This window comes from Salinimicrobium sp. CAU 1759 (genome assembly GCF_054482715.1).
The window spans coordinates 2,148,307-2,170,646 of sequence record NZ_JBTLRK010000001.1; the positions used below are offsets into that span (position 1 = coordinate 2,148,307).

The window sequence follows — 22,340 nt, forward strand, 5'->3', positions numbered from 1 at the left end:
TAAGCCTTAAAACATTCATTATTATACAATTATGACGCAGCAATTAAAAGCCCTGGCAGAAAACTTAACCGGAGAATTATTCTATGATGACCTGTGGCGCCGGATCTTTGCAACAGATGCCTCTGTTTATCGCACGCTGCCGCTTGCAGTTGCTTATCCCAAAACAGTGGAGGATATCAAATCCCTTATCTTATTTGTTGCCCAAAATAAAACTTCTCTTATACCACGAACTGCAGGAACTTCTCTTGCAGGACAGTGCGTGGGAGAGGGAATTGTTGTAGATGTCTCCAAATATTTCACCGGGATCATTGACCTTGATAAAACTAAAAACAGGGTAAAGCTGCAACCCGGCGTAATTAGGGATGATCTCAATCGCCATCTTAAGCCTCATGGCTTATTCTTTGGCCCTAATACTTCGACGTCAAATCGTTGTATGATAGGCGGGATGGTAGGCAATAATTCCAGCGGTACCACCTCAATAAAATATGGCGTTACGCGGGATAAGGTAGTGGAGATGAAAGTGCTGCTGAATGATGGTTCTGAAGCTGTCTTTTCTGAAGTTACTTCGGAAGAATTTCGCCAAAAAATGCAGCTTGAATCTATTGAAGGGGAGATCTACCGGAAGCTTTATGAGGAGCTGCAGCCTGCAGCTGTCCGGCAAGAGATCGAAAGAGGCTTTCCAAAACCTGAAATTCACAGACGCAATACCGGTTATGCTGTTGATGAGCTTATAAAAGCTGAAGTTCTAGGTGGTAATGAAGAAAAGATCAATATCTGTAAACTTCTTTGTGGTAGTGAAGGAACACTTGCATTCACTACTGAGATCACCTTACAGCTGGACGAATTACCCGCTGAAAATGCCGTAATGATGGCGGCTCATTTCGATTCGGTTGAGAAGTGTTTGCAGGCGGTAGTGCCGTCGATGCAGCATTCTCTTTTTACTTGTGAGATGATGGATAAGGTGATCCTGGATTGCACAAAGAACAGCCTTAAATACAGGGAGAATCGATTCTTTATTGAAGGAGATCCGGCAGCGATCTTAATGCTGGAGATAAGATCTTCTTCTGAAGAAGAACTGGCCGATCGCACGGCAGAACTCTTGAAAACTCTCACAGATTCCGGACTGTCTTATGCACTTCCGGTCTTAAAAAATGACACTATAGAACTTGCTTTAGATTTGCGCAAGGCCGGACTTGGATTATTAGGTAATATTGTAGGTGATCGCAAAGCTGTGGCATGTATTGAAGATACAGCCGTAGCAGTAGAAGACCTTGCCGCCTATATCTCAGAATTTTCTGAGCTCATGAAGAATTACGGCCAGGATGCTGTTTATTATGCGCATGCAGGTGCCGGCGAACTGCATCTTCGACCAATTCTAAATTTAAAAAATGAGGCTGATGTTACCCTTTTTAGAAAGATCACTGAGGACGTCGCTGCACTGGTAAAGAAGTACGGTGGCTCCATGAGCGGTGAGCATGGTGATGGAAGGGTAAGAGCCGAGTTCATCAGGTTCATGATTGGGGAAGAGAATTATGACCTTCTAAAAAGGGTAAAAAACATCTTCGATCCTAAGAATATTTTCAATCCCGGAAAGATCATCGATGCACCGCCAATGGATGAGAGTTTGCGTTATGAGCCCGGTCGAAAAGAACCGGAGATAAACACCCTAATGGATTTTTCAGATTCCCTGGGAATTCTTAGAGGGGCCGAGAATTGTAATGGTAGTGGAGACTGCCGGAAACCGGCGGAAGCAGGTGGGACTATGTGCCCCAGCTATCGGGCAACCCGAAATGAAAAAGACACCACCCGCGCCCGGGCGAATGCATTAAGAGAATTTCTGACTCATTCCAACAAACCAAACAGGTTTGATCATGAAGAACTCAAGGAGGTTCTCGATTTGTGCATTAGCTGTAAAGGTTGTAAAAGTGAATGTCCTTCCAACGTGGATATGGCTGCGTATAAGGCAGAATTCCAGTACCAGTATAATCTGGCAAACGGAAGTTCTCTCCGTTCAAAAGCTTTTGCTTTTAACGCCGGGATGAATAAAAAAGCATCAAAAATTTCCCCTTTTTCGAACCTTATGTTTTCCAACTCTCTAACTTCAGGTTTGATCAAAAGAACTATGGGAATTGCGCCGCAGCGTAGCCTGCCGCAACTTTCTAAAACAACCTTATCAACCTATTTCAAAAAGAACCAACAGAGAATTGACAGCCCGATCAAAACAGTTTACCTCTTCAATGATGAGTTCACTAATTATTTGGATGCCGAAGTAGGAATAGCGACCTTAAAACTCCTGTGGGGTCTTAATTTTGAGGTCAAGCTCGTAGAACATCCCGAAAGTGGCCGCGGTTTCATTTCCAAAGGCTTTTTAAAGGAAGCAAAAGAAGTAGCTAATAAGAATATTTCCATTTTTAAAGATCTTATTTCTGAAGATAGTCCGTTGCTGGGGCTGGAACCTTCAGCTATCCTGAGCTTCAGAGATGAATATCTGAGATTGGCTGACGATAAAGCTGCTGCAGAGAAGGTCTCCAAAAATGCCTTTTTACTGGAAGAATTTTTCAAGAAAGAAGTGCTTGCCGGAAACATCACTGCCGACTCCTTTACTTCAGAAAAGAAAAGAATTAAGCTTCACGGTCATTGCCACCAGAAGGCTCTTTCGGGAGTGGAAAGCACATTTATCATGCTCAACCTTCCGCAGAATTTTGAGGTTACTGTGATTCCTTCCGGTTGCTGCGGAATGGCTGGTTCGTTTGGCTATGAAAAGGAGCATTACGAGGTAAGCATGCAGATAGGAGAACAAACACTTTTTCCTGCAGTGAGGAAAGCTTCCCAAGAGACCGTGATCGCAGCTCCCGGAACCAGCTGTCGCCACCAGATCTACGATGGAACAGGAAAAAAGGCCCTGCACCCTGCAGTTATAATGGCAGGAGCGCTTAAATAACATTTTTTAATGTTATCTTAAAAAATTACATTTGCTCAAAATCACCTTCAATGGCCGGAAATTCCTTCGGAAAACTTTTTAGACTTACCACATTTGGCGAATCTCATGGCGAAGCTATAGGAGGAGTTATTGATGGTTGCCCTGCAGGACTAGCCTTAGACCTTGAGCAAATTCAGCAGGAAATGGAACGGCGCAAACCGGGACAATCTGCTATTGTGACCCAGCGCAAAGAACCAGACACAGTGAAGTTCCTTTCGGGCATTTTTGAAGGGAAAACAACAGGTACGCCAATTGGCTTCATCATTGAAAATGCAAACCAAAAGTCAAAGGATTATTCTCACATTAAGGATGTTTACCGTCCTTCCCACGCCGACTATACCTATGACCAGAAATACGGCAACCGGGATTACAGGGGAGGAGGAAGGTCATCGGCAAGAGAAACGGCATGCAGAGTAGCTGCGGGAGCCATAGCTAAGCAATTACTTTCTGAAATTAAGATCACAGCTTATACTGCTTCAGTTGGAAATATTCAGCTTAAAAAGAAATTTGAGGAGCTGGATCTTTCAGAAATTGAAAAGAATCCGGTGCGATGTCCCGATCCTGAGACTGCAGAAAAAATGGAGGCATTCATTAAGGAAATACGTTCACAGGGAGATACTGTGGGGGGAGTAGTGGAATGTGTGATCTCTAACGTTCCCGTTGGTCTTGGAGAACCGGTCTTTGACAAACTTCACGCTGCATTGGGATCTGCAATGCTTTCTATCAACGCAGTAAAAGGCTTCGAATATGGAAGTGGATTTGCGGGTGCAGCAATGAAAGGTAGTGAACATAATGACCTTTTTGAGACAGATGGAAAGACCAGGACAAACTTTAGTGGTGGAATTCAAGGTGGAATTTCTAACGGAATGGACATAACCTTTCGGGTAGCCTTTAAACCTGTCGCCACGCTTATGCAAAAGCAGAATACCATCAATGCTCAAGGGCAGGAGGTGGAAATGCAGGGCAAGGGGAGACATGATCCTTGTGTGGTGCCACGTGCAATTCCTATTGTGGAAGCTATGGCCGCTCTGGTTTTAGCCGATTATTATTTACTAGACAGAACATCAAAATTATAATAACAGAGACTTCAAAATGAAAAAATTAGCACTGCACTGGCAGATATTACTGGGAATGGTTGCCGGGGTGATCTTTGCCCTTCTTATGACCAATTTTTCCTGGGGAGCCGAATTTATTAGCGACTGGATCAAACCCTTCGGAAATATTTTCATCAATGCTCTTAAATTAATTGCAGTGCCTCTTATTTTGGCTTCTCTTATTAAAGGGATCTCAGATCTTAAGGATATTTCGAAGCTGTCCAAAATGGGAACCCGCACCATTCTTATTTACATTGGTACTACGGTAATTGCAGTGACAATTGGCCTGGTGATGGTGAACCTTATTCAGCCCGGAGATGCAATTTCTGAAAGTACCAGGAATGATCTTATTACAAGTTATGAAGGAGATGCAAATGTACGAATAGCCGATGCCCAGCGTCAAAAGGAAGCGGGTCCCTTACAGGCGCTCGAAGATTTGGTGCCCGGAAATATCTTTGCTGCAGCCAGCGATAACGGGAATATGTTACAGGTGATCTTCTTCGCCATCTTCTTCGGGATTGGTCTCATTCTAATTCCTGAAGAAACAGCGAAACCTGTAAAAGCCTTTTTTGACGGGTTTAATGAAGTCATTCTAAAACTGATCGACCTTATAATGTTGGCGGCACCTTATGGTGTTTTCGCCTTGCTTGCAGCTCTGGTGGTAGAGTCTCCCAGCGCCGACCTCTTTGCAGCTCTTGCTTACTATGCATTAACGGTGCTTATTGGTCTTGCGCTTATGATAGGGGTCTATATGCTTATCGTTTGGATGGTTACCGGTAGAACCCCTGCATTTTTTGAAAATGGGATAGCACCGGCACAGCTTCTGGCTTTCTCAACCAGTTCCAGTGCGGCTACACTTCCTGTAACCATGGAAAGGACGGAAGAACATTTGGGAGTACATGAAGAAGTAACAAGTTTTGTGCTTCCAATTGGAGCCACAATAAATATGGATGGTACAAGTTTATACCAGGCAGTGGCCGCAGTCTTTATTGCCCAGGCCTTTGGAATGGATCTTTCTATTGGAGCACAACTGGGAATTATTGCCACAGCCACTTTAGCGTCTATAGGATCTGCGGCAGTACCCGGTGCCGGAATGGTAATGCTGGTGATCGTATTGGCTCAGGCGGGAATTCCTGAAGCCGGTCTTGCCTTGATATTTGCTGTTGACCGTCCCCTGGATATGTGCCGTACCATGGTAAATGTAACAGGAGATGCAGCTGTTTCTATGATGGTAGCAAAATCTGTCGGAAAACTGGGGGAACCACACGAGAGGACCTGGGATGAAAATCTTCCGAAAAAGGAGGAAGTTACTGTAGAGGAATAGAGTATCAAACTTTCCCTGATTTGCTAAGTTTTCACATCGAAAGCTTGCGAGGATTGGTAGAATTTCTTGTATTTGCGCGCGACAAATTCTGAACCCTTCAAACCCTTCAGCAATGACCGATAAAACCCGTGACTATTACAAGACTCTACTGGAGATCGATCAAAATCTCGACCGACTCGTGCGCGAGATCGATGTGCTGAATTACCTCAATCCATTGAACATTGAGCAGGAAAAGAAGAGATTCTTTGCCTCAAAGTTTTCCGAAGATCCTGTTTTTAAATACAGGAAATTAAAATTCGATCCTTATACTTTACAAAGGCAATTTTTTAGTCAGCGGTTGGAGGATATTCCCGATGAAGATATCTACAAGCTCTATCACGATACCATCTATGAATATTCAGGATTGGTGCAGTGTGTAGCTACAGTAGGGAAAGAAAAGAAGTTTTTCTACAATTCGCTTCGCGTCTTTGGAACTCCTACGGAAAGGGATGTCAAAAATGCCAAATTTATCCTGCATTTTCATAAAGAGGAAGATGCTGAAGAAATGGTGCCCCGGTATAATGCCGATCAGGCACAGGCGTATTTTCAGGCATTTGGAGAGAAATATCCCTTCAGGTTCAGGGTAAGACAGAGCAATAGCATAACAGGTGCTGCTATGGCTTTAAATTCACGTGAGTTGATTGTGAAAAAGAACCGGAAGTTCAGTGATAATGATCTAAAGATCTTATCCAATCATGAGATCGGGGTGAATATGCTCACCACCTTCAATGGACTGGATCAACCACTCAGGATTTTTTCAAATGGTTTTGCCAACAATTATTCTACACAGGTTGGTTTGGGTATTTTTAGTGAATACATGAGTGATAGCCTTAGCCTTAAGAGAGTAAAGGAGCTGGCTTACCGCGTTTTGGCTGCCGATAGTCTTATTAAAGGCTACAGTTTTAGCGATACCTTCGATCTCTTGTATAGCCAGTATAAACTAGACCGGGAAACTTCCTGGTTGATCACTCTCAGGGCTCACCGAGGAGGAGGATTTACCAAAGATCATCAATACTTACCGGGACTTAAAAAGGTCTATGACTATTTTTCGGCAGGAGAAGACATGGGAATCCTGCTCACTGGAAAAGTAGCTCTGGAAGATGTTGAACTGATAAAAAATCTTCAGCAAAAAGGGCTGGCAAAAGAGAATACTTACTTCACCCAGGCATTCAAAGAAAACAGGAATACGAACGATAAGCTTGAGTTCCTGTTGAGCAATCTAAAATAGGAGCCTTAAAAATGACTTTTTTGAGGCCTATTTAAGGAAGAGTGCTTGTAGCTCGGGAGTGGGGATCATGCAACTCTCTTTTTTTCCAAACCAATTGTATCGATTGCGCGCAACGAATTCATAGATACTGTCCCGTAATCCTTCGGGAAGTGGTCTAAAAATTCTAAGCCAGGAATATTTCTTGAGGTCTTTGGCGATCTCGATCACCGCAGTAGATTTGTGATAGTAAGCCACACCCGGCTCAATTAGAATCACCGATTCCAGGTTGGCAGTGTCAATACCTCTTTCATTAATGATCTGACGGGCAAGATCGCTTTGAAGATGTGCAAAACGAAACAGATCTTTTTTGTCATTTTTGATGATCTTCTGGATAGCGCTGTTGCAAAGATTGCAGACGCCATCAAAAAGAATTATCTTCTTATTCTCAGGGAAATTTACCATAATTTTCTTTTTCTATTTTTTTCGCTGCACCAGTTCCAATTGATCCACGGAGACCGAGGTTGTAAAAATGCCATAATTTACCTTGGCATTTCCTTTCTCAATGCTGTCAATGCTTCCAACGGCTTTGCCATCCTGCATTCTTACACGGTCACCCACTTTTAAGACGGGTTTTGGCTTGGCAACTTCTTCTTTTTTTTCTTTTTCCTGTTTTTCTTTTTTCTTCTTTCTAATTTCCTCAACCTTCTTCTCAGCTTCCTGCATCACCTGCTTTTCCTTAGCCTTTTCCACTTTTTTCTCCTTTGCCGTCACTTTTTTACGTTTGGAATTCTCCATTTCCACGATCTTGAGAAATTCTCCTATAAGCTCCTTCTTTTTCTTGTTCTGAAAATATTTCTCGCTAATATCATTGATCTTATTTCCGAGATAGATCAACCGCTGATTACTGTCATACAACTCCTGAAAATTCTCCAGTTTCTGCTGAATCCTGGCGTTGGTCTCTTCCAGTTTTTTCTTTTCAGATTCTGTTTTTTGTTCCTTTGTCTTTAACGCAGTGGTGGTTTTCTGAAGCTTTGAACGTTCCTTTTGGAGATCGGCAATACTCTTGTCAAATCTAATCTTTCCGCGCTCTACTTTCTTTTTTGAGCGATTGATCAAACTATATGGAATACCATTCTTTTGAGCTACCTCAAAGGTGAAGGAACTTCCTGCCTCTCCCATGTGCAGCTTATAGAGAGGTTCAAGCGTTCTGGAATCGAACAGCATATTTGCGTTGATAATATGCGGCAGTTCGTTAGCCAGCATCTTCAGGTTGGCGTAATGCGTAGTTAGAATCCCGAAAGCCTCCTTTTCATAGAATACTTCCAGGAATGTTTCAGCCAGGGCACCACCTAATTCAGGGTCACTTCCCGTACCGAACTCATCTATTAAAAAAAGTGTTTTGTCATTCACCTTTTTCAGGAAGTAATTCATGTTTTTCAGACGGTAGCTGTATGTACTTAGGTGGTTCTCTATGCTTTGATTATCTCCTATATCGGTAAGGATCCTTTTAAAAAGGCAAATCCGGCTGTACTCGTGGACCGGGATAAGCAAGCCACTTTGGACCATGATCTGCAAAAGTCCTACCGTTTTCAACGTAATACTCTTTCCGCCTGCATTAGGTCCCGAGATCACAATGATGCGTCGCTCTTTGTTCAACTCGATGGTCTGCGGAAAAGTTTTCTTGTTCTGCTTCCGGTTGGTCAACAGGAGCAGGGGGTGATAGGCATCTATTAATTCCATCTCCCGATCTTTGGAGATCTTCGGCATAACGGCATTCATCTCCATCCCATACTTTGCCTTCGCCGCGATCACGTCTATATCGCTGAGAAAATCCTGATAATCTATTAATAACGGGCGATATGGGCGAATGAAGTTGGTGAGTTCCTTCAGGATCTTTTTGATCTCTTCCTTTTCCTCGTACTCCAGGTTATTGAGTTCCCTGGTGTAATTGTACGTCGCTTCAGGCTGTATATAGACGATACTTCCGGTCTTGGAATTACCTAGTATTCCGCCTTTAACTTTGCGACGGTGCATGGCAGAAACAGCCAGCACACGAATATTATCTACTACAGTCTCCCGTATCTCATCCAGGTAACCAAGGTTGTTATAATGGGTGAGAGCACTCCCAAAACTTGTATTTATTTGCCCTTTTACACGCCCTATTTTTCTTCTAGTTTCCTGAAGCAGGGGAGAGGCGTCATCTTTAACCTCTCCAAACCGATCGATCACACTATTGATCTTTTCGAGAATGACAGGGGTGTATTCAACTTCTGAAGCTGTTTTATTGAGGCAGGGATAGATCTCTTCAAATTTTTCAAAGAACCTGATCAAGATATTGGCAGTTTCTGAAAGGGCACCAATTTTCCTGAAACCGGGAGCTTCAAGATGTGTTTCTTCAATTCCCAGAAATCTTATTTCCTGATCTATGGCGTCAAAACCATGATTGGGAATTCTGCTTTCCTGCTGGTATGAAGATACGTACTCATTAGTCTGCTTAAGAGCAAAAACCGTTTTGTCGTAGCTGGGGTATGGTTGTATTTCTAAAGCTTTATCCTTGCCGGGCCCAGTGACGGTAAACCGGCTAACCTGCTGGCATACTGTAGGGAATTCCAGGTCTTGAAGAGTCTTAGCTGTAATTTTGATCATATAAAATTTCCCTATTTTTGGGAAGCCGCAATTTACTCAATATTATGACCTTTAACATAAGTCCCGATTGGAAAAAAAAGTTAAATCATGAGCTTGAGAAGCCTTATTTTTATGACCTTCTTGACTTTGTAACTTCTGAATACAACAGGAACGATTGTTTTCCCCACCCCAATAATATTTTTAAAGCCTTTGAGCTTTCTCCTTTCGAGGAGACTAAAGTGGTGATCCTGGGGCAGGATCCTTATCATGGCTATGGGCAGGCCCATGGCCTGTGTTTTTCTGTACAGCCTCATGTAAAGGTTCCTCCATCGCTGGTAAATATCTTCAGGGAGATCAAAGAGGATCTCGGTAAACCTGTTCCAGATCACGGTAATTTAAAACACTGGGCAGAGCAGGGGGTGTTGATGCTTAATGCCACGCTCACAGTAAGAGCAGGAGAAGCAGGATCCCACCAGGGAAAAGGTTGGGAGAAGTTTACAGATGCGGTTGTGTCAACGCTTTCAAAAGAGAGGGAAAACCTGGTCTTTATGTTATGGGGAGGTCCGGCCCAAAGAAAAGGGCGCAGAATAGATGCGGAAAAACATCTTATTCTAACCAGCGGGCATCCATCTCCCTTGGCTGCTAATCGTGGCTATTGGTTTGGTAACAAACACTTCAGCAAAGCGAATGAGTATCTGGAATCAATTGGAAAAAAGCCAATCAACTGGTAATTAGAACCGGTATCCCAGATTCACGGAAGGTAATAGAACAATGTCCGGCGAATTCTTGTCAAACAGATTTCTTCCGATGCCGAAAGAAACATCAATAAGAAAACCCTGTTTAGCTACGAATTTTCCACCCACACCAATTCCCAGGGCGATATCGGTGTATTCTATATCTACTTCTTTGGTTTCTAAACCACCTGTTTCTTCAATATGGAAATCCATTTCCACTTCATTTGTGCCATTAGAGAACATTCCGAAGGCCTCTGCATAATAGCCCCAGGCAGTATTCTCTTCCTGTAGAAAATATTTAAATCTTCCTGTTATCGAAAAATCTTTAGCATACACCTTTGATAGGTCAACATCCTCGCCCTCGTTCTTATTGAAGACTTTGGAGAAGATCTCTACCCCGGCCGAAGCATGATCATTTATAAGGCGTTCGTACCCTACATCCAGTGCTCCAAACACCAGCAAGTTAAGAACGTTGAGATGCACCTCACTAAGGGTAGTATCCCGTCTAAATATTCTCTCTTCCTGAACTACAGGATCTATTTCTATTTCTTCAACTTCCTCTATTTCTTCTTCGCCTCCTCTTTCCTGTGCTAACAACGGGGTGCAAAAAAGCAAGAGTGTCAAAAATTGTAAAATCTTGAGTTCTTTCATAGTAGGTTTTTATTGGGGTAAAAAATAAGAGTTATCTTTTATTTCGGGTATCAAGTCGAGCTCTTTAAGTTGTTCCTGCACTTTCTGTAACTCCTGAACCGAGATCTGCTTTTGGCTCCAGGTGGTGATTTTGAGCCATTGCTCAATATCTTGTACTTTTTGATCATACTTTTTAGCCAATGCCACCTCTATTTTGGGAATAGCTTTAAACTTTTTTGTAAGCTGGTTCAAGGTCTTAAGCATGGTCATGATGGCAGCAGCTTCATTGTTCAATACTTCCTTTCTCACAGCTATCACAAAACAGGACCAGGGCGTGGGGCAATCGGCTATTCTCCTAAAGATGCCTTTATCCACCAATGGCTTGGTCGTAAAATGTTCCCACATAAAATAGCCGGCTCTTCCTTCTTTCAAAGCTTTGATAGCACCTTCTATATCTCCAACGACCTCAAACTCCAACTTAGATGTATCCCAGCCAAGATTGCGGGCATTTACGTAGGCCATTAAATGTGAACCTGAGCCATATCGGCTTATGGCTACTTTTTGATCTTCAAGGTCTTCAAAACTTCTGAAGCCGGAATCTGCATCTACATGAATACCCCATATAAGGGGAGAGGCAATATATTCCTGCACAATCAATGCTTCGTTACCATTGAGAATATCCTTGACTATACCTTCAGTCAATATAACAGCGGCATCAATTTCTTTATTGCGCAAAGCTTTGCACATAGCTCCCGTACCATCGGGAAAATCCCGCCAGCTCAAATCGAGGCCATTCTCCCTAAAGGTGCCATCGTCAATGCAAAAATGCCACGGCAGGTTGAAATGTTCCGGTACTCCGCCTACTTTTATAGTTTTCATAAAGTGTGCTTTTCCTTTAAATAATTGTAGATCTCGTATTGGGATCTTATTCTTTTTTCTCCGGGTTTGGCCTCTACAAAATTATTTTTTTCAGTAGGATCCTGAATTCTTGCCTTTACATTATCCCTGAATTGAATATCCAGAATATCTTTGAATTCTCTCGCAATATCATCATCGTATACCGGTGCTATCACTTCTATTCGACGGTCGAGATTTCGGGTCATCCAATCTGCACTTCCGAAGTAAAGTTCTTCATTTCCATCGTTTTCGAAGATATACATACGCCCATGCTCAAGGAAACGATCAACGATACTGGTCATATAGATATTGCTACTTAGATTTTCTACTCCGGGCACAAGGCAGGTAAACCCTCTTACCAACAGCCTTATCTTTACTCCGGCCTCACTTGCATCATAAAGCAGATCAATGATCTCTTTGTCTTCCAGACTATTCATCTTAGCCTGAATTTGTGCTTTCTTACCAAGCTTCGCATTCTTGATCTCCCGGTGTATCATATCGGTAAATACCTTACGGGTTGAAAAAGGGGAAATTAACAGGCGCTTTGCCCGCGGAATAATTAATTCACCCTCGAGAACCAGGAAAACACGGGATAGTTCGCTTGTTATCTTTTCGTGGGCAGTAAATATGGCGTGATCACAATAGATCTTAGAAGTTTTGCTGTTAAAGTTGCCCGTGCCTATATAGGCATAATCTTTCATTCCCTCATTTTCCTCCCGACTTACGAGCAAGATCTTTGAATGTACCTTAATTTTTGGATAGCTATAGATCACCTTTGCACCTTCTTCTTCAAATTTTCGCCCCCAGTCAATATTATTCTTCTCATCGAATCTTGCTTTGGCTTCAATGAAAACAGTCACCTTTTTGCCATTTTTGAGAGCCTTAAGAAGGGCAGAAGTCACTACAGATTCATCTGCGATCCTGTAAATAGAGATCTTGATCTCTCTTACAAATTTGTCATTGGCAGCTTGTTGCAGAAACCTCTCCACATAATCGAAAGACATATAGGGAAAATGTACCGATTGATCTTTTCTAGAAATGTCTTCAAAATAGTTATCAGATTTTTCCAGGACAGCATGTTTTATTGGAGGCAGTTCTTCATAGTGAAGTTCTGGATTATTTGTAGGATCGGGGAATGAGAAGTAGTCACTAAAATTATGGTACTTTCCCCCGGGCATCATATCGATCTTACCAAGCTTCAGCGTTTTCCTGAGGATAGTTTGATCTTCAACAGGCATTTCGGCATCATACAACAGCCGCGTAGGCTGCCCGTCTGTACGCTGTTTTAAGGAATCATAGATCTTTTCTGCCAGTAGTCCGTCAATCTCGTCATCTATGTATAGTTCGGCGTCGCGGGATAACTTGATCTGGTAGATACCTTCAATTTTCTTGTCAGGAAACAACTGCGGAATATTCACTTTTACGATATCATCCAAAAAGGTGATTTTATGCTCCTTTGTTTCTGAAGTAAAGGTGATGAACCTGCCACACTCATCTGTAGGAACATTAATAATTCCGAATTGAGATTTATCTTCAAAAGAGACCATGTAGTATAGGGAATTGTTCTCGAGGAAAAGATCACTTCCTTCTGGAAAATCAACTATCCTGGTCTCTATACATTTGCTAATCTTCTTGAAGTATCGCCGGGCAAATTCTTCCTGGTGTTCATTATAGTCTTCCCTGTGTACAAGATAGATTCCAGCTGTTTCCAGTTCCGGAATTATTTCCTCTCTATAGATCCTGCCAAACCTGTCCTGTTGGTCCCTGACTTCTTTCAGGATCTGTTTTACAGTTTTATTGGGTTTAAGAGCGAGCTTTTTCCGAATGCTCTTCTCAACCCGCTTCATTTGGCGTAATTGGGAAACTCGAACCCTGAAATATTCATCCAGGTTCATAGAAAAAATGGCAAGAAATTTTAGCCTCTCATATAAAGGAGTGGAGTTGTCTTGTGCTTCCTGAAGAACTCTTTCGTTGAAACTTAACCAATTTAAATCGCGATGCCTTGTAATTTTCTCTTCAGGCTTTAACATAAGGAGGGGTTTACCCAAAAATACGAATATGAGCTACGTGGGCTTTTAATTTTGTGTTAAATGAAATCTAAGCTGAAGTAAGCCTGTCAAGGGTAAATTTAATAGTGTTTTTAATAGCTAAAGGAGCATCTTTTGTGAAATTTCCTGTTGCCCTGTTTGCAATGATGGCATTTAGTGCAAGTGCTTTATGGCCAAGCATTTTAGACAGACCAAAAATAGCAGAAGTTTCCATCTCCAAATTAGTGATCTTCTTTCCTTTAAAACTAAACCGGGCAAGTTTATCCTTCATATTATCGTCCCGCAAAGGTAAACGAAGAACACGACCCTGTGGTGCATAAAATCCTACGTTAGTTCCTGTAAAGCCCGGGTAGACATCAGGTGTTAGAAATTTCTCCACCAAGGAAGGATCGGCAGGAACTACGTACGGCTTACTATTCCTCTCGTAGATCTCTAGGTGATCTTCTAAGGCCTCATTGAAATCCTGAAGCTGAACGTCATCGCTTTGATAAAAATGCAACAAACTATCGAACCCCACAGCCAGTTCACTCACAACAATCGAATCTACAGGAATATCTTTCTGGATCGATCCCGAAGTTCCGATTCTAATGATATTCAGACTTGTCTTTTCCTCTTTTATTTGCCGGGTCTGGAAATCAATATTTACCAGTGCATCGAGCTCATTGATTACAATATCTATATTGTCTGTACCAATTCCGGTGGAAATTACAGAGATCCTTTTGCCTTTGTAAGTCCCTGTTTGGGTATGGAATTCCCGTTTTTTGATGATCACCTCCACCTCGTCGAAATATTGAGTGATCTTATCTACTCGATTTTGATCCCCGACAAGTAGAATGGTGTCGGCGATGTGTTCAGGTCTTAAATTGAGGTGGTATATACTGCCATCAGGGTTCAGAATCAGTTCTGAAGCTGCTAAGTGGTTCATTTTATAATTTTAGTAGGTCATGGTTTTCGGGGTCATATAAGAAGTCATATTTCCTGACCCCACCATAAAATTCGTCATCTTTTAAATTCTGGTAATAATTTTTGGAGCCGCTCAAAGCTTTAAGTCCATCTTCATTCAATTCTATTCCATCTTCTGAAGTTTCATAGAATGGGCTGAGCTTTTCCAGTACCCGTTGCATTTGGATATCCACATAACCATAATATCCCTGGTACTGCAAAGCATAACCTAAAAGGTGATTTATGGACTTGATCTCATGCTCATCAATAAGTTTTAGCACGTTTATTTCAAGTGTATTCAATCCCGATTTTACACTTGGGAAGCGCTCAATATGAGCCCTTATGCAACTTGAGAGATATTCAAAGTTGCTAGTCCTTTTTATTTCTGAAGCAAGACGTTTGGGTTTATTACCACAATACAGTTCCCAAATTAACTGGGCTGTTTGGATATCCTCATCTGTAAGAGGAATACGCTGTTTGTAATGCTCTATCAGGTTCTTGGACGAAAGCTGTGAAAGCGGAGTCATTTCTTCCTCTCCCTTCAGCTTACGGCTGCAAACCAGGGAAAACGGCCCTGTTTTTTTGTTCTGAAGTAGAAAACTTATAAGGGCCAGCATGTTCATATGGGAAAAGAGATCAAATTCAAACCATAGCACTACTTCATCATAGTTGTTTATAGCAGCGAGTTTGACCAGCTCTTGAAGAAACTCCTTTTGGTAATCTTCTTCAGAAACTTTATATTTTTCAAGCAAAAAGACCTTTCTAAGAAGAACGAAATTCTCATCTCCCACATCCATAGAAGCGGGCCCTTCACACAGCATTTCCCGCCAGGTGATCACATCACCGGGAAGGTCAAGCTCAAGGATCTGAGCTGACAGATCATCCCCGTTGGTAATATGTAAGATCTTCTTTTCCTCCATAAAGATGAATTTAGCTTAGCCTCCTATGCGCTTTACTTTATAGCCAAGATCTCGAAGATAAGACATTACTTTATCCCGCACATCTCCCTGTATAATAATTTCTCCATCTTTGACAGAGCCTCCAACACCGCACTTCTTTTTAAGATCTTTTCCCAGAGCGTTGAAATCATCTTCGGGGCCAACAAAACCTTTTACAACAGTAACTTTCTTTCCTGCACGCCCTTTTGAGCTATAATGTGCTTCAAGAAGTTGATCTTTAGGTTCAAGCACTTCTTCCTGACCTTCATCTTTATATTGTTCGGGGTCAAAATCCTTGTCGGTTGAAAAAACAAATCCCCCAAGATCTTCAAGCCCCATCTTCTTCTTGGCCATAGAATCTATTTTTTGAGACCGATCTCTACCAGTCGCTGGTGAAGAAACTCTCCTGCAGTAATATCAGGATAGGCTTTTGGATGCTCAGCATCAATACACTCTTCCAAACAGTTAAGTGGCATCTCACTTCTGGGATGCATAAAGAATGGTATTGAATATCTTGGTGTGCTCCATTGTTCTTTCGGAGGATTTATCACGCGGTGAATGGTACTGCGAAGTTTGTTATTGGTGTGTCTTTCAAGCATATCTCCCACGTTGATCACCAGTTCATCTTCTTCTGGGATTGCATCTATCCATTCTCCATCTTTTCTAAGCACCTGTAATCCACCTGTGGAAGCTCCCATTAAAAGAGTGATCAGGTTAATATCTCCATGTGCTCCTGCACGCACGGCACCTTTTGGTTCTTCAGTGATAGGAGGGTAGTGAATAGGACGAAGAATACTGTTCCCGTTACTTGCCCAATGATCAAAATAGAATTCATCCAGGCCAATATACAGTGCAAGAGCACGAAGAACATAGATCCCGGTCTTCTCCAACATTCGATATGCTTCCATACCGGTATGATTGAAATCGGGGAGTTCTTCTACCTGTACATTTTCAGGATATTCTTCGGTGAGATTGGCATCTTCTGAAGGCTCCTGACCAAAATGCCAGAATTCTTTCAAATCTCCTTCTTTTTTTCCTTTAGCATGTTCTTTTCCGAAGGAAATGTATCCCCGCTGGCCCGCAAGCCCCTCAATTTCATACTTTTTTTTAGTCTCCACCGGAAGGGCAAAGAAATTCTTCACCTCCTTATAAAGCTCATCAACCAGATTATCGCTTAAAAAATGATTTTTAAGAGCTACAAACCCGATTTCTTCATAGGCTTTACCTATTTCATCAACAAATTTTTGCTTTCGCTTTGGGTCGTCAGACAGGAAGTCTGCTAGGTCAACACTGGGAATGTTGTTCATTTCCATAAGATCATGTTTAGTTTACTTCACAAAGTTAAATAAAATCCAAAGAGTGAAGCGGGCTTTAGTTTATTCTTAATAACAAGGAGACCAAATTTGAGTACATTTGGTAAAGCAATCTTTTAATATGGAAATTGGAGAAACACCGCCTCAACTAAATATAAAATACGATAGATCAAACCTTGATGAGACTAAGCTACTGGATCTTTACAAGGCGCTTTTAAAGCCGAGACTTATCGAAGAAAAAATGCTGGTACTCCTTAGACAGGGTAAGATCTCAAAATGGTTTAGCGGAATAGGGCAGGAAGCTATCTCTATTGGGGTCACACTTTCTCTTGATAAGGATGAATATATCCTTCCTATGCATCGCAATCTTGGCGTATTCACAACAAGGGAGATCCCCCTTTACAGGCTTTTTTCGCAGTGGCAGGGAAAAGCTTCCGGCTTTACGAAAGGCCGGGATCGCAGTTTTCATTTTGGCACCCAGGAATATAAGATCGTGGGGATGATCTCGCATCTTGGCCCTCAGTTGGGTGTGGCCGATGGAATCGCCCTTGCACATAGACTTCAAAAAGAGCAAAAGATCACTGCAGTTTTTACGGGTGAGGGCGGAACGAGTGAAGGAGATTTCCATGAAGCTCTTAATATAGCTTCGGTATGGCAGCTACCGGTCCTTTTTTGTGTTGAAAACAATGGATACGGGCTTTCCACACCCACAAAGGAGCAGTATAATTGCGATCATATTGCTCAACGTGCTGCAGGTTATGGAATGGAGAGCCATATAATAGACGGTAACAACATACTGGAAGTCTATTCCAAAATATCCCGACTTGCCGTGAGCATGCGAAAAGAGCCACGACCGGTTCTTATCGAATTCAAGACCTTTAGGATGAGAGGTCATGAGGAAGCTAGTGGGACAAAATATGTGCCAGATGAACTGATGAAGGACTGGGCGAAAAAAGATCCCGTAGGAAATTTCAGGGAGTTTTTGTTATCAGAAAAAATTCTGAATGACACTATTGATAATCAATTTAGAGAGGAGATTAAGAAGGAAATTGATGAAGGTCTTAAAATAGCAAATTCTGAAGCAGTCATTGAATTCGATGAAACTAATGAATTAAATGATGTATATGAAGAGTTTGTTTATGAGGAAGTTAAACCAACAGAGGAAACGACAGAACTTCGCTTTATAGATGCTGTTTCTCAAGGGCTTAGGCAGTCCATGCAGCGACATAAGGATCTTGTTCTTATGGGACAGGATATAGCAGAGTACGGCGGAGTTTTTAAGATCACCGCGGGTTTTATTGAGGAATTTGGAAAAGAGAGAGTAAGAAATACTCCCATATGTGAATCGGGTATTGTAGAGGCTGCAATGGGTCTTTCTATCAAGGGAATGAAGGCGATGGTGGAGATGCAATTTGCCGATTTTGTGAGTTCAGGATTTAACCCTGTTGTGAATTACCTGGCTAAGGTTCATTACCGCTGGAACCAGAATGCCGATGTGGTAATTAGAATGCCCTGCGGCGCGGGAGTAGGAGCAGGTCCTTTTCACAGTCAAACCAATGAAGCCTGGTTTACAAAGACCCCTGGTCTCAAAGTTATTTATCCTGCTTTCCCTTACGATGCTAAAGGCCTGTTGAATACCGCTTTCATTGATCCCAATCCGGTGCTTTTCTTTGAACATAAAGCTTTATACAGGAGCATTCGGCAGGAAGTGCCGGTAAATTATTATACGCTGTTATTTGGAAAAGCAGCAGTGCTTAGAGAAGGGAAGGATGTGACGGTAATTAGCTTTGGAGCAGCAGTGCACTGGGCTATAGAGGTACTCGATAAACATCCCGGGATAAGTGCCGATCTTCTGGATCTTAGAAGCCTTCAGCCTTTAGACACTGAAGCTATCTTTACTTCAGTCAAAAAAACCGGCAAAGTAATCATTTTACAGGAAGACAGTCTCTTTGGTGGTATAGGTTCAGATATTGCTGCTTTAATTTCCGAACATTGTTTTGAATATCTTGATGCACCTGTCACGAGGGTGGGCAGCCTTGAGACTCCCATTCCCTTCTCCCAAACCCTTGAGGAAGGCTACCTTCCAAAGAAGAGATTTGAAGCTAAGATTCAGGAATTATTGAAGTATTAAGAAAGAATTGGCGGGATCTGCAGCTTGTTAGGATTTCTTTACAAAAAAATTGTTAAATAAGTAATAATCTTTTGTCTGACGGGAGGTCGAAACGTAATTTAGAGTAACTAATCACTAAAACCTTAAATTATGATACGATTAATCGTTATCTTTTTAATCATTGCAATTATTGCTGCCATTTTTGGCTTTGGGGGAATTGCAGAAGGTGCTGCCGATATTGCGCAGATCATCTTTTACATCTTCCTAGTTCTACTGGTTATAGCGTTGATAAGTAGGCTCTTTAGAAGGTAATTGTAGAAAAGATTAATCCAATGTCATAAGTAAGGTTTTTGCGACCGTGGCATTGGATTTTTTATTAATCCAAAAAAAGAAAAATGAAAAAGATTGCAGTATTAATTTTAAGTGTGGCCTTTCTCTTGTCCTGCGGTTCAAGCCGTGTGGTAAATGAAGCAAGAGAGACCATGAGAGGTGACTGGCAATTGACCAGTATCACCTATCCGGGAAATGATCAAAATGTACAGGTTTCCCTCCTGGACGATATGCCTGCAAGATGTCTTGAAGGCAGTACCTGGAATTTTATTTCGAACAATAACACAGGTTCATACATACCTTCGGGAATGACCTGTGGTTCAGATACCAGGTTCTTTATCTGGTCAATTGAAGAGGCCGGGATGAGTAGTTATGATCTCATGTTCAAACCTACCAACTCCGATCATAAATCTGAAATGGGGAATAAAGGTTACAGGATCAATCTTACTCAACTCTCGGGGAGTCAAATGACCTGGGAACAAACAGTAACTTTTGAAGGAAAGCCCTTTACGATCAAAATGAATTTTAATAAATAATTGAACTACTATGAAAATAAGACAAAACAGAATTTTTGCCCTTTTATTTGCCGCAGTCATGTTAGTTGGTTGTGACGCGACCAGGAATGCAAGCAATAAACAAAAAGGAACCGTGATAGGTGCCACAGGTGGTGCCGTAATTGGTGGTGTTGTAGGTAATAATGTAGGTGAAGGAAATACTGCTCTCGGTGCCATTATTGGTGGCGTTGTAGGGGGTGCTGCCGGAGCTTATATTGGTGACCGAATGGACAAACAAGCCCAGAGGATAGAAGAAGAGATCCCCGGGGCAGAAGTTGAAAGAGTAGGTGAAGGTATAAACGTGACCTTTGATGAAACCAGCGGAGTTTATTTCGCTACAGATAAATATGCCATTGAAGGCCAGTCACGGGAAGCTTTAATGTCACTTGCAAATATCTTTAAAGAATATCCAAACACGAATATTCTTGTAGAAGGACATACAGACAGTACTGGTAGTGATGCCTATAACCTTACCCTTTCCAAGAACAGGGCGCAAGCCGTGACCAATTTCCTTACCAGTCAGGGAATTTCCTCCGGAAGGATCACGACCAAATGGTATGGAGAATCGCAGCCAAAATATGATAACTCTACTGTTGAAGGAAGATCAAAAAACAGGAGGGTAGAATTAGCTATTGTTGCTAACGAGGAACTTAAGAGACAAGCAGAAGAACAGGCCGGCAATTAGATTCCGGTTCCAGCTAAAAAACCCGGTTTTGCCGGGTTTTTTTATTCCGAAGAAAATCTGAATGAAAGATAAAAGGATCATCATTGTTGGTGGCGGGCTCGCAGGTTTGACAGCTGCAATACACCTGTCCCAGAAAGGGCAAAAAATCACTCTTTTTGAGAAGGAAGTATTTCCGCATCACAAAGTTTGCGGCGAATATCTTTCCCGGGAAGTGAAGCCTTACCTGAATGAACTGGGGATTTCTCTTGATGATCTAAAGCCTAAATCGATCAATAGATTGCTTTACAGCACCCCCTCTGGAAAAAGCTTAGAAGTAGATTTGCCTATGGGGGCTTTTGGTATAAGTCGCTATGCCTTAGATAATTTGTTCTTTGAAGTTGCAAAGGCAAACGGAGTAGAAGTTCGGCAGGAAAAGGTGCTGAAAACAGAATTTTTGAAGGCTAATTTTAAAGTCACTACTTCGGAAGGTGAATATGCTGCCGACTTTGTTCTGGGTAGCTTCGGAAAGAGATCACTCTTGGATAAAAATCTCAGGCGGAAATTCTTTAAAGAACCGGCTCCCTGGGTCGCAGTTAAGAACCACTACCTGCTGAAGGATTTTCCCGATGATCTTGTGGCACTTCACAACTTTAAGGGAGGTTACTGCGGAATTTCAAGAACAGAATCGGGCACTGTGAATGTATGCTACCTCGCTACCTACGACAGTTTCAAAGAATACAAAGACCTTGAAAAGTTCAACGAAAAAGTACTCCGGAAAAACCCGTTTTTGAATGACATCCTGGCCGATGCTTCTCCTGTTTTTGAGCAGCCGTTGACCATTGCACAGATCTCCTTCAGCAAGAAAGAAGCTGTGGAAGATCACGTGCTCATGCTGGGAGATGCTGCGGGGCTCATACATCCGCTTTGTGGCAACGGGATGGCCATTGCCATTCACAGCGCCAAAATAGCTTCCGAAGAAATTTTGCGCCACCTTGAAAGAAAAAACACCCGTGAAGAAATGGAAGTGGCGTACAAGGAAAGATGGGAGAAGATATTTAGCAAAAGGTTTACCACGGCTGCCTGGCTTCAAAAGATCCTGCTTAGGGAAAATCTTGCTGAAGTTTCCCAGGCCCTCATTTCCACTGTACCTTTTCTGCTCCCAAAGATCATTGAGCAAACCCATGGAGAACCTATTGCATAATGGTACATACCGGTAAGAGATCGAGTAAAAAAGAGATCATGGATGATCTTGATATGCAGGGAGAGGAGCTTGCGAAAACTCTGCAGGACCTGGATAAGGTGAATAAGCTATTGGGAGGAAATAAGATTACTGTAAAAGGGGTTGAGAAACTCCTGAAAAGTTGCTGTTATAGAAGACCGGTGAAGATCATTGATGTGGGCTGCGGCAACGGTAGCATTTTAAAAGAAGTAGCAAATTACGGCCGAAGAACAGGTGAACAATTTGAGCTTCTGGGTATCGATGCCAATGAAAATGCAATGGAAATAGCGAAAAAAAATCTTTCAGGTTATCCCGAAGCTTCTTTTAGGGCTATGGATGTATTTTCAGAAGAATTTAAAACTCTTGAAGCAGATATAATTTTGTGTACCTTGACACTGCACCATTTTTCAAATGACGAAATAGTGCGGCTCATGAAATTATTTACAGAAAAGGCGGGACTGGGAGTGGTGATCAATGATCTTCAAAGAAGCAAAAGAGCATATTATCTTTTTCAGGTTTTTTGCAAAGCTTTCGGGATAAGGGAGATCAATCGTAAAGATGGTCTTACTTCCATCCTAAGAAGTTTTAAAAAGAAGGACCTTGAAGCTTTTGGAAAGGGTCTGCAGGTGAGTCGGCAGGAGATCAACAAAAAATGGGCTTTTAGATATCAATGGATATTGTATAAATAGAAA

General features: G+C 42.0%; 20 protein-coding genes. 11 read left to right on the top strand and 9 right to left on the bottom strand.

All coding sequences use genetic code 11. The annotated features are described in order from the left end of the window. Positions 1-31: 31 nt before the first annotated feature. From ACXYMT_RS09655 to ACXYMT_RS09670, 4 genes are all read left to right on the top strand, one after another. Positions 32-2,941, top strand: coding sequence for an FAD-binding and (Fe-S)-binding domain-containing protein (locus ACXYMT_RS09655; RefSeq protein WP_459058866.1), 2,910 nt, complete (start codon positions 32-34; stop codon positions 2,939-2,941). A 50-nt stretch (positions 2,942-2,991) separates the two neighbouring features. Continuing rightward, complete coding sequence (gene aroC / locus ACXYMT_RS09660) at positions 2,992-4,056, top strand: chorismate synthase (RefSeq protein WP_459058867.1); 1,065 nt, start codon at positions 2,992-2,994, stop codon at positions 4,054-4,056. Between the two features lie 16 nt (positions 4,057-4,072). Beyond that, positions 4,073-5,398: a dicarboxylate/amino acid:cation symporter gene (locus ACXYMT_RS09665; RefSeq protein WP_459058868.1), complete on the top strand. Its 1,326-nt coding sequence runs from the start codon at positions 4,073-4,075 to the stop codon at positions 5,396-5,398. A 112-nt stretch (positions 5,399-5,510) separates the two neighbouring features. Further along, positions 5,511-6,665 carry a flavohemoglobin expression-modulating QEGLA motif protein gene (locus ACXYMT_RS09670; RefSeq protein WP_459058869.1) on the top strand — a complete coding sequence of 385 codons (1,155 nt, stop codon included), beginning with the start codon at positions 5,511-5,513 and terminating at the stop codon, positions 6,663-6,665. A 27-nt stretch (positions 6,666-6,692) separates the two neighbouring features. Here the strand turns inward: ACXYMT_RS09670 and ACXYMT_RS09675 are convergent, their stop codons facing one another. Both ACXYMT_RS09675 and ACXYMT_RS09680 read right to left on the bottom strand, forming a co-directional pair. Next, entirely contained in the window at positions 6,693-7,106 is a 414-nt protein-coding gene (locus ACXYMT_RS09675; RefSeq protein ID WP_459058870.1) for a thiol-disulfide oxidoreductase DCC family protein, read from the bottom strand. 12 nt (positions 7,107-7,118) lie between these two features. Next, entirely contained in the window at positions 7,119-9,290 is a 2,172-nt protein-coding gene (locus ACXYMT_RS09680) for an endonuclease MutS2 (RefSeq protein ID WP_459058871.1), read from the bottom strand. A gap of 44 nt (positions 9,291-9,334) precedes the next feature. Here ACXYMT_RS09680 and ung point away from each other — a divergent pair, with 44 nt between their 5' ends. Further along, positions 9,335-10,000 carry a uracil-DNA glycosylase gene (gene ung / locus ACXYMT_RS09685; RefSeq protein ID WP_459058872.1) on the top strand — a complete coding sequence of 222 codons (666 nt, stop codon included), beginning with the start codon at positions 9,335-9,337 and terminating at the stop codon, positions 9,998-10,000. Here ung and ACXYMT_RS09690 read toward each other — a convergent pair whose 3' ends face one another. From ACXYMT_RS09690 to ACXYMT_RS09720, 7 genes are all read right to left on the bottom strand, one after another. Next, the gene (locus tag ACXYMT_RS09690; protein WP_459058873.1) at positions 10,001-10,654 is read right to left on the bottom strand and encodes a hypothetical protein; all 654 of its coding nucleotides are present in this window, start codon (positions 10,652-10,654) and stop codon (positions 10,001-10,003) included. It abuts the gene before it with no gap. Between the two features lie 9 nt (positions 10,655-10,663). Then, a complete protein-coding gene (locus tag ACXYMT_RS09695) occupies positions 10,664-11,512 on the bottom strand; it encodes a substrate-binding domain-containing protein (RefSeq protein ID WP_459058874.1) in 849 nt (282 codons plus the stop codon). Beyond that, entirely contained in the window at positions 11,509-13,560 is a 2,052-nt protein-coding gene (ppk1, locus tag ACXYMT_RS09700; RefSeq protein WP_459058875.1) for a polyphosphate kinase 1, read from the bottom strand. The genes ACXYMT_RS09695 and ppk1 overlap by 4 nt, the downstream gene beginning before the upstream one ends. 67 nt (positions 13,561-13,627) lie before the next feature. After that, a complete protein-coding gene (locus ACXYMT_RS09705) occupies positions 13,628-14,503 on the bottom strand; it encodes a nucleoside phosphorylase (protein ID WP_459058876.1) in 876 nt (291 codons plus the stop codon). A gap of 1 nt (position 14,504) precedes the next feature. Beyond that, positions 14,505-15,440 carry a DUF1835 domain-containing protein gene (locus ACXYMT_RS09710; protein ID WP_459058877.1) on the bottom strand — a complete coding sequence of 312 codons (936 nt, stop codon included), beginning with the start codon at positions 15,438-15,440 and terminating at the stop codon, positions 14,505-14,507. Positions 15,441-15,455: 15 nt separating this feature from the next. Beyond that, complete coding sequence (locus ACXYMT_RS09715) at positions 15,456-15,812, bottom strand: translation initiation factor (RefSeq protein ID WP_459058878.1); 357 nt, start codon at positions 15,810-15,812, stop codon at positions 15,456-15,458. Positions 15,813-15,817: 5 nt separating this feature from the next. Beyond that, a complete protein-coding gene (locus tag ACXYMT_RS09720; RefSeq protein ID WP_459059167.1) occupies positions 15,818-16,765 on the bottom strand; it encodes an isopenicillin N synthase family dioxygenase in 948 nt (315 codons plus the stop codon). 127 nt (positions 16,766-16,892) lie between these two features. Here ACXYMT_RS09720 and ACXYMT_RS09725 point away from each other — a divergent pair, with 127 nt between their 5' ends. The 6 genes from ACXYMT_RS09725 to ACXYMT_RS09750 all read left to right on the top strand — a co-directional run bounded on the left by ACXYMT_RS09725 (position 16,893) and on the right by ACXYMT_RS09750 (position 22,337). Next, a complete protein-coding gene (locus tag ACXYMT_RS09725) occupies positions 16,893-18,902 on the top strand; it encodes an alpha-ketoacid dehydrogenase subunit alpha/beta (protein ID WP_459058879.1) in 2,010 nt (669 codons plus the stop codon). A gap of 129 nt (positions 18,903-19,031) precedes the next feature. Continuing rightward, positions 19,032-19,193, top strand: coding sequence for a DUF1328 family protein (locus ACXYMT_RS09730; RefSeq protein ID WP_029033028.1), 162 nt, complete (start codon positions 19,032-19,034; stop codon positions 19,191-19,193). An 83-nt stretch (positions 19,194-19,276) separates the two neighbouring features. Further along, positions 19,277-19,747 carry a lipocalin family protein gene (locus ACXYMT_RS09735; RefSeq protein ID WP_459058880.1) on the top strand — a complete coding sequence of 157 codons (471 nt, stop codon included), beginning with the start codon at positions 19,277-19,279 and terminating at the stop codon, positions 19,745-19,747. A gap of 10 nt (positions 19,748-19,757) precedes the next feature. Beyond that, on the top strand, positions 19,758-20,450 hold the full coding sequence (locus ACXYMT_RS09740; RefSeq protein WP_459058881.1) for an OmpA family protein: 693 nt from the start codon (positions 19,758-19,760) through the stop codon (positions 20,448-20,450). Positions 20,451-20,511: 61 nt separating this feature from the next. Then, positions 20,512-21,630 (top strand): NAD(P)/FAD-dependent oxidoreductase, encoded by a 1,119-nt coding sequence (locus tag ACXYMT_RS09745; RefSeq protein ID WP_459058882.1) that lies wholly within the window; start codon positions 20,512-20,514, stop codon positions 21,628-21,630. Next, positions 21,630-22,337, top strand: coding sequence for a methyltransferase domain-containing protein (locus tag ACXYMT_RS09750; protein ID WP_459058883.1), 708 nt, complete (start codon positions 21,630-21,632; stop codon positions 22,335-22,337). The genes ACXYMT_RS09745 and ACXYMT_RS09750 overlap by 1 nt, the downstream gene beginning before the upstream one ends. Positions 22,338-22,340 lie beyond the last annotated feature (3 nt).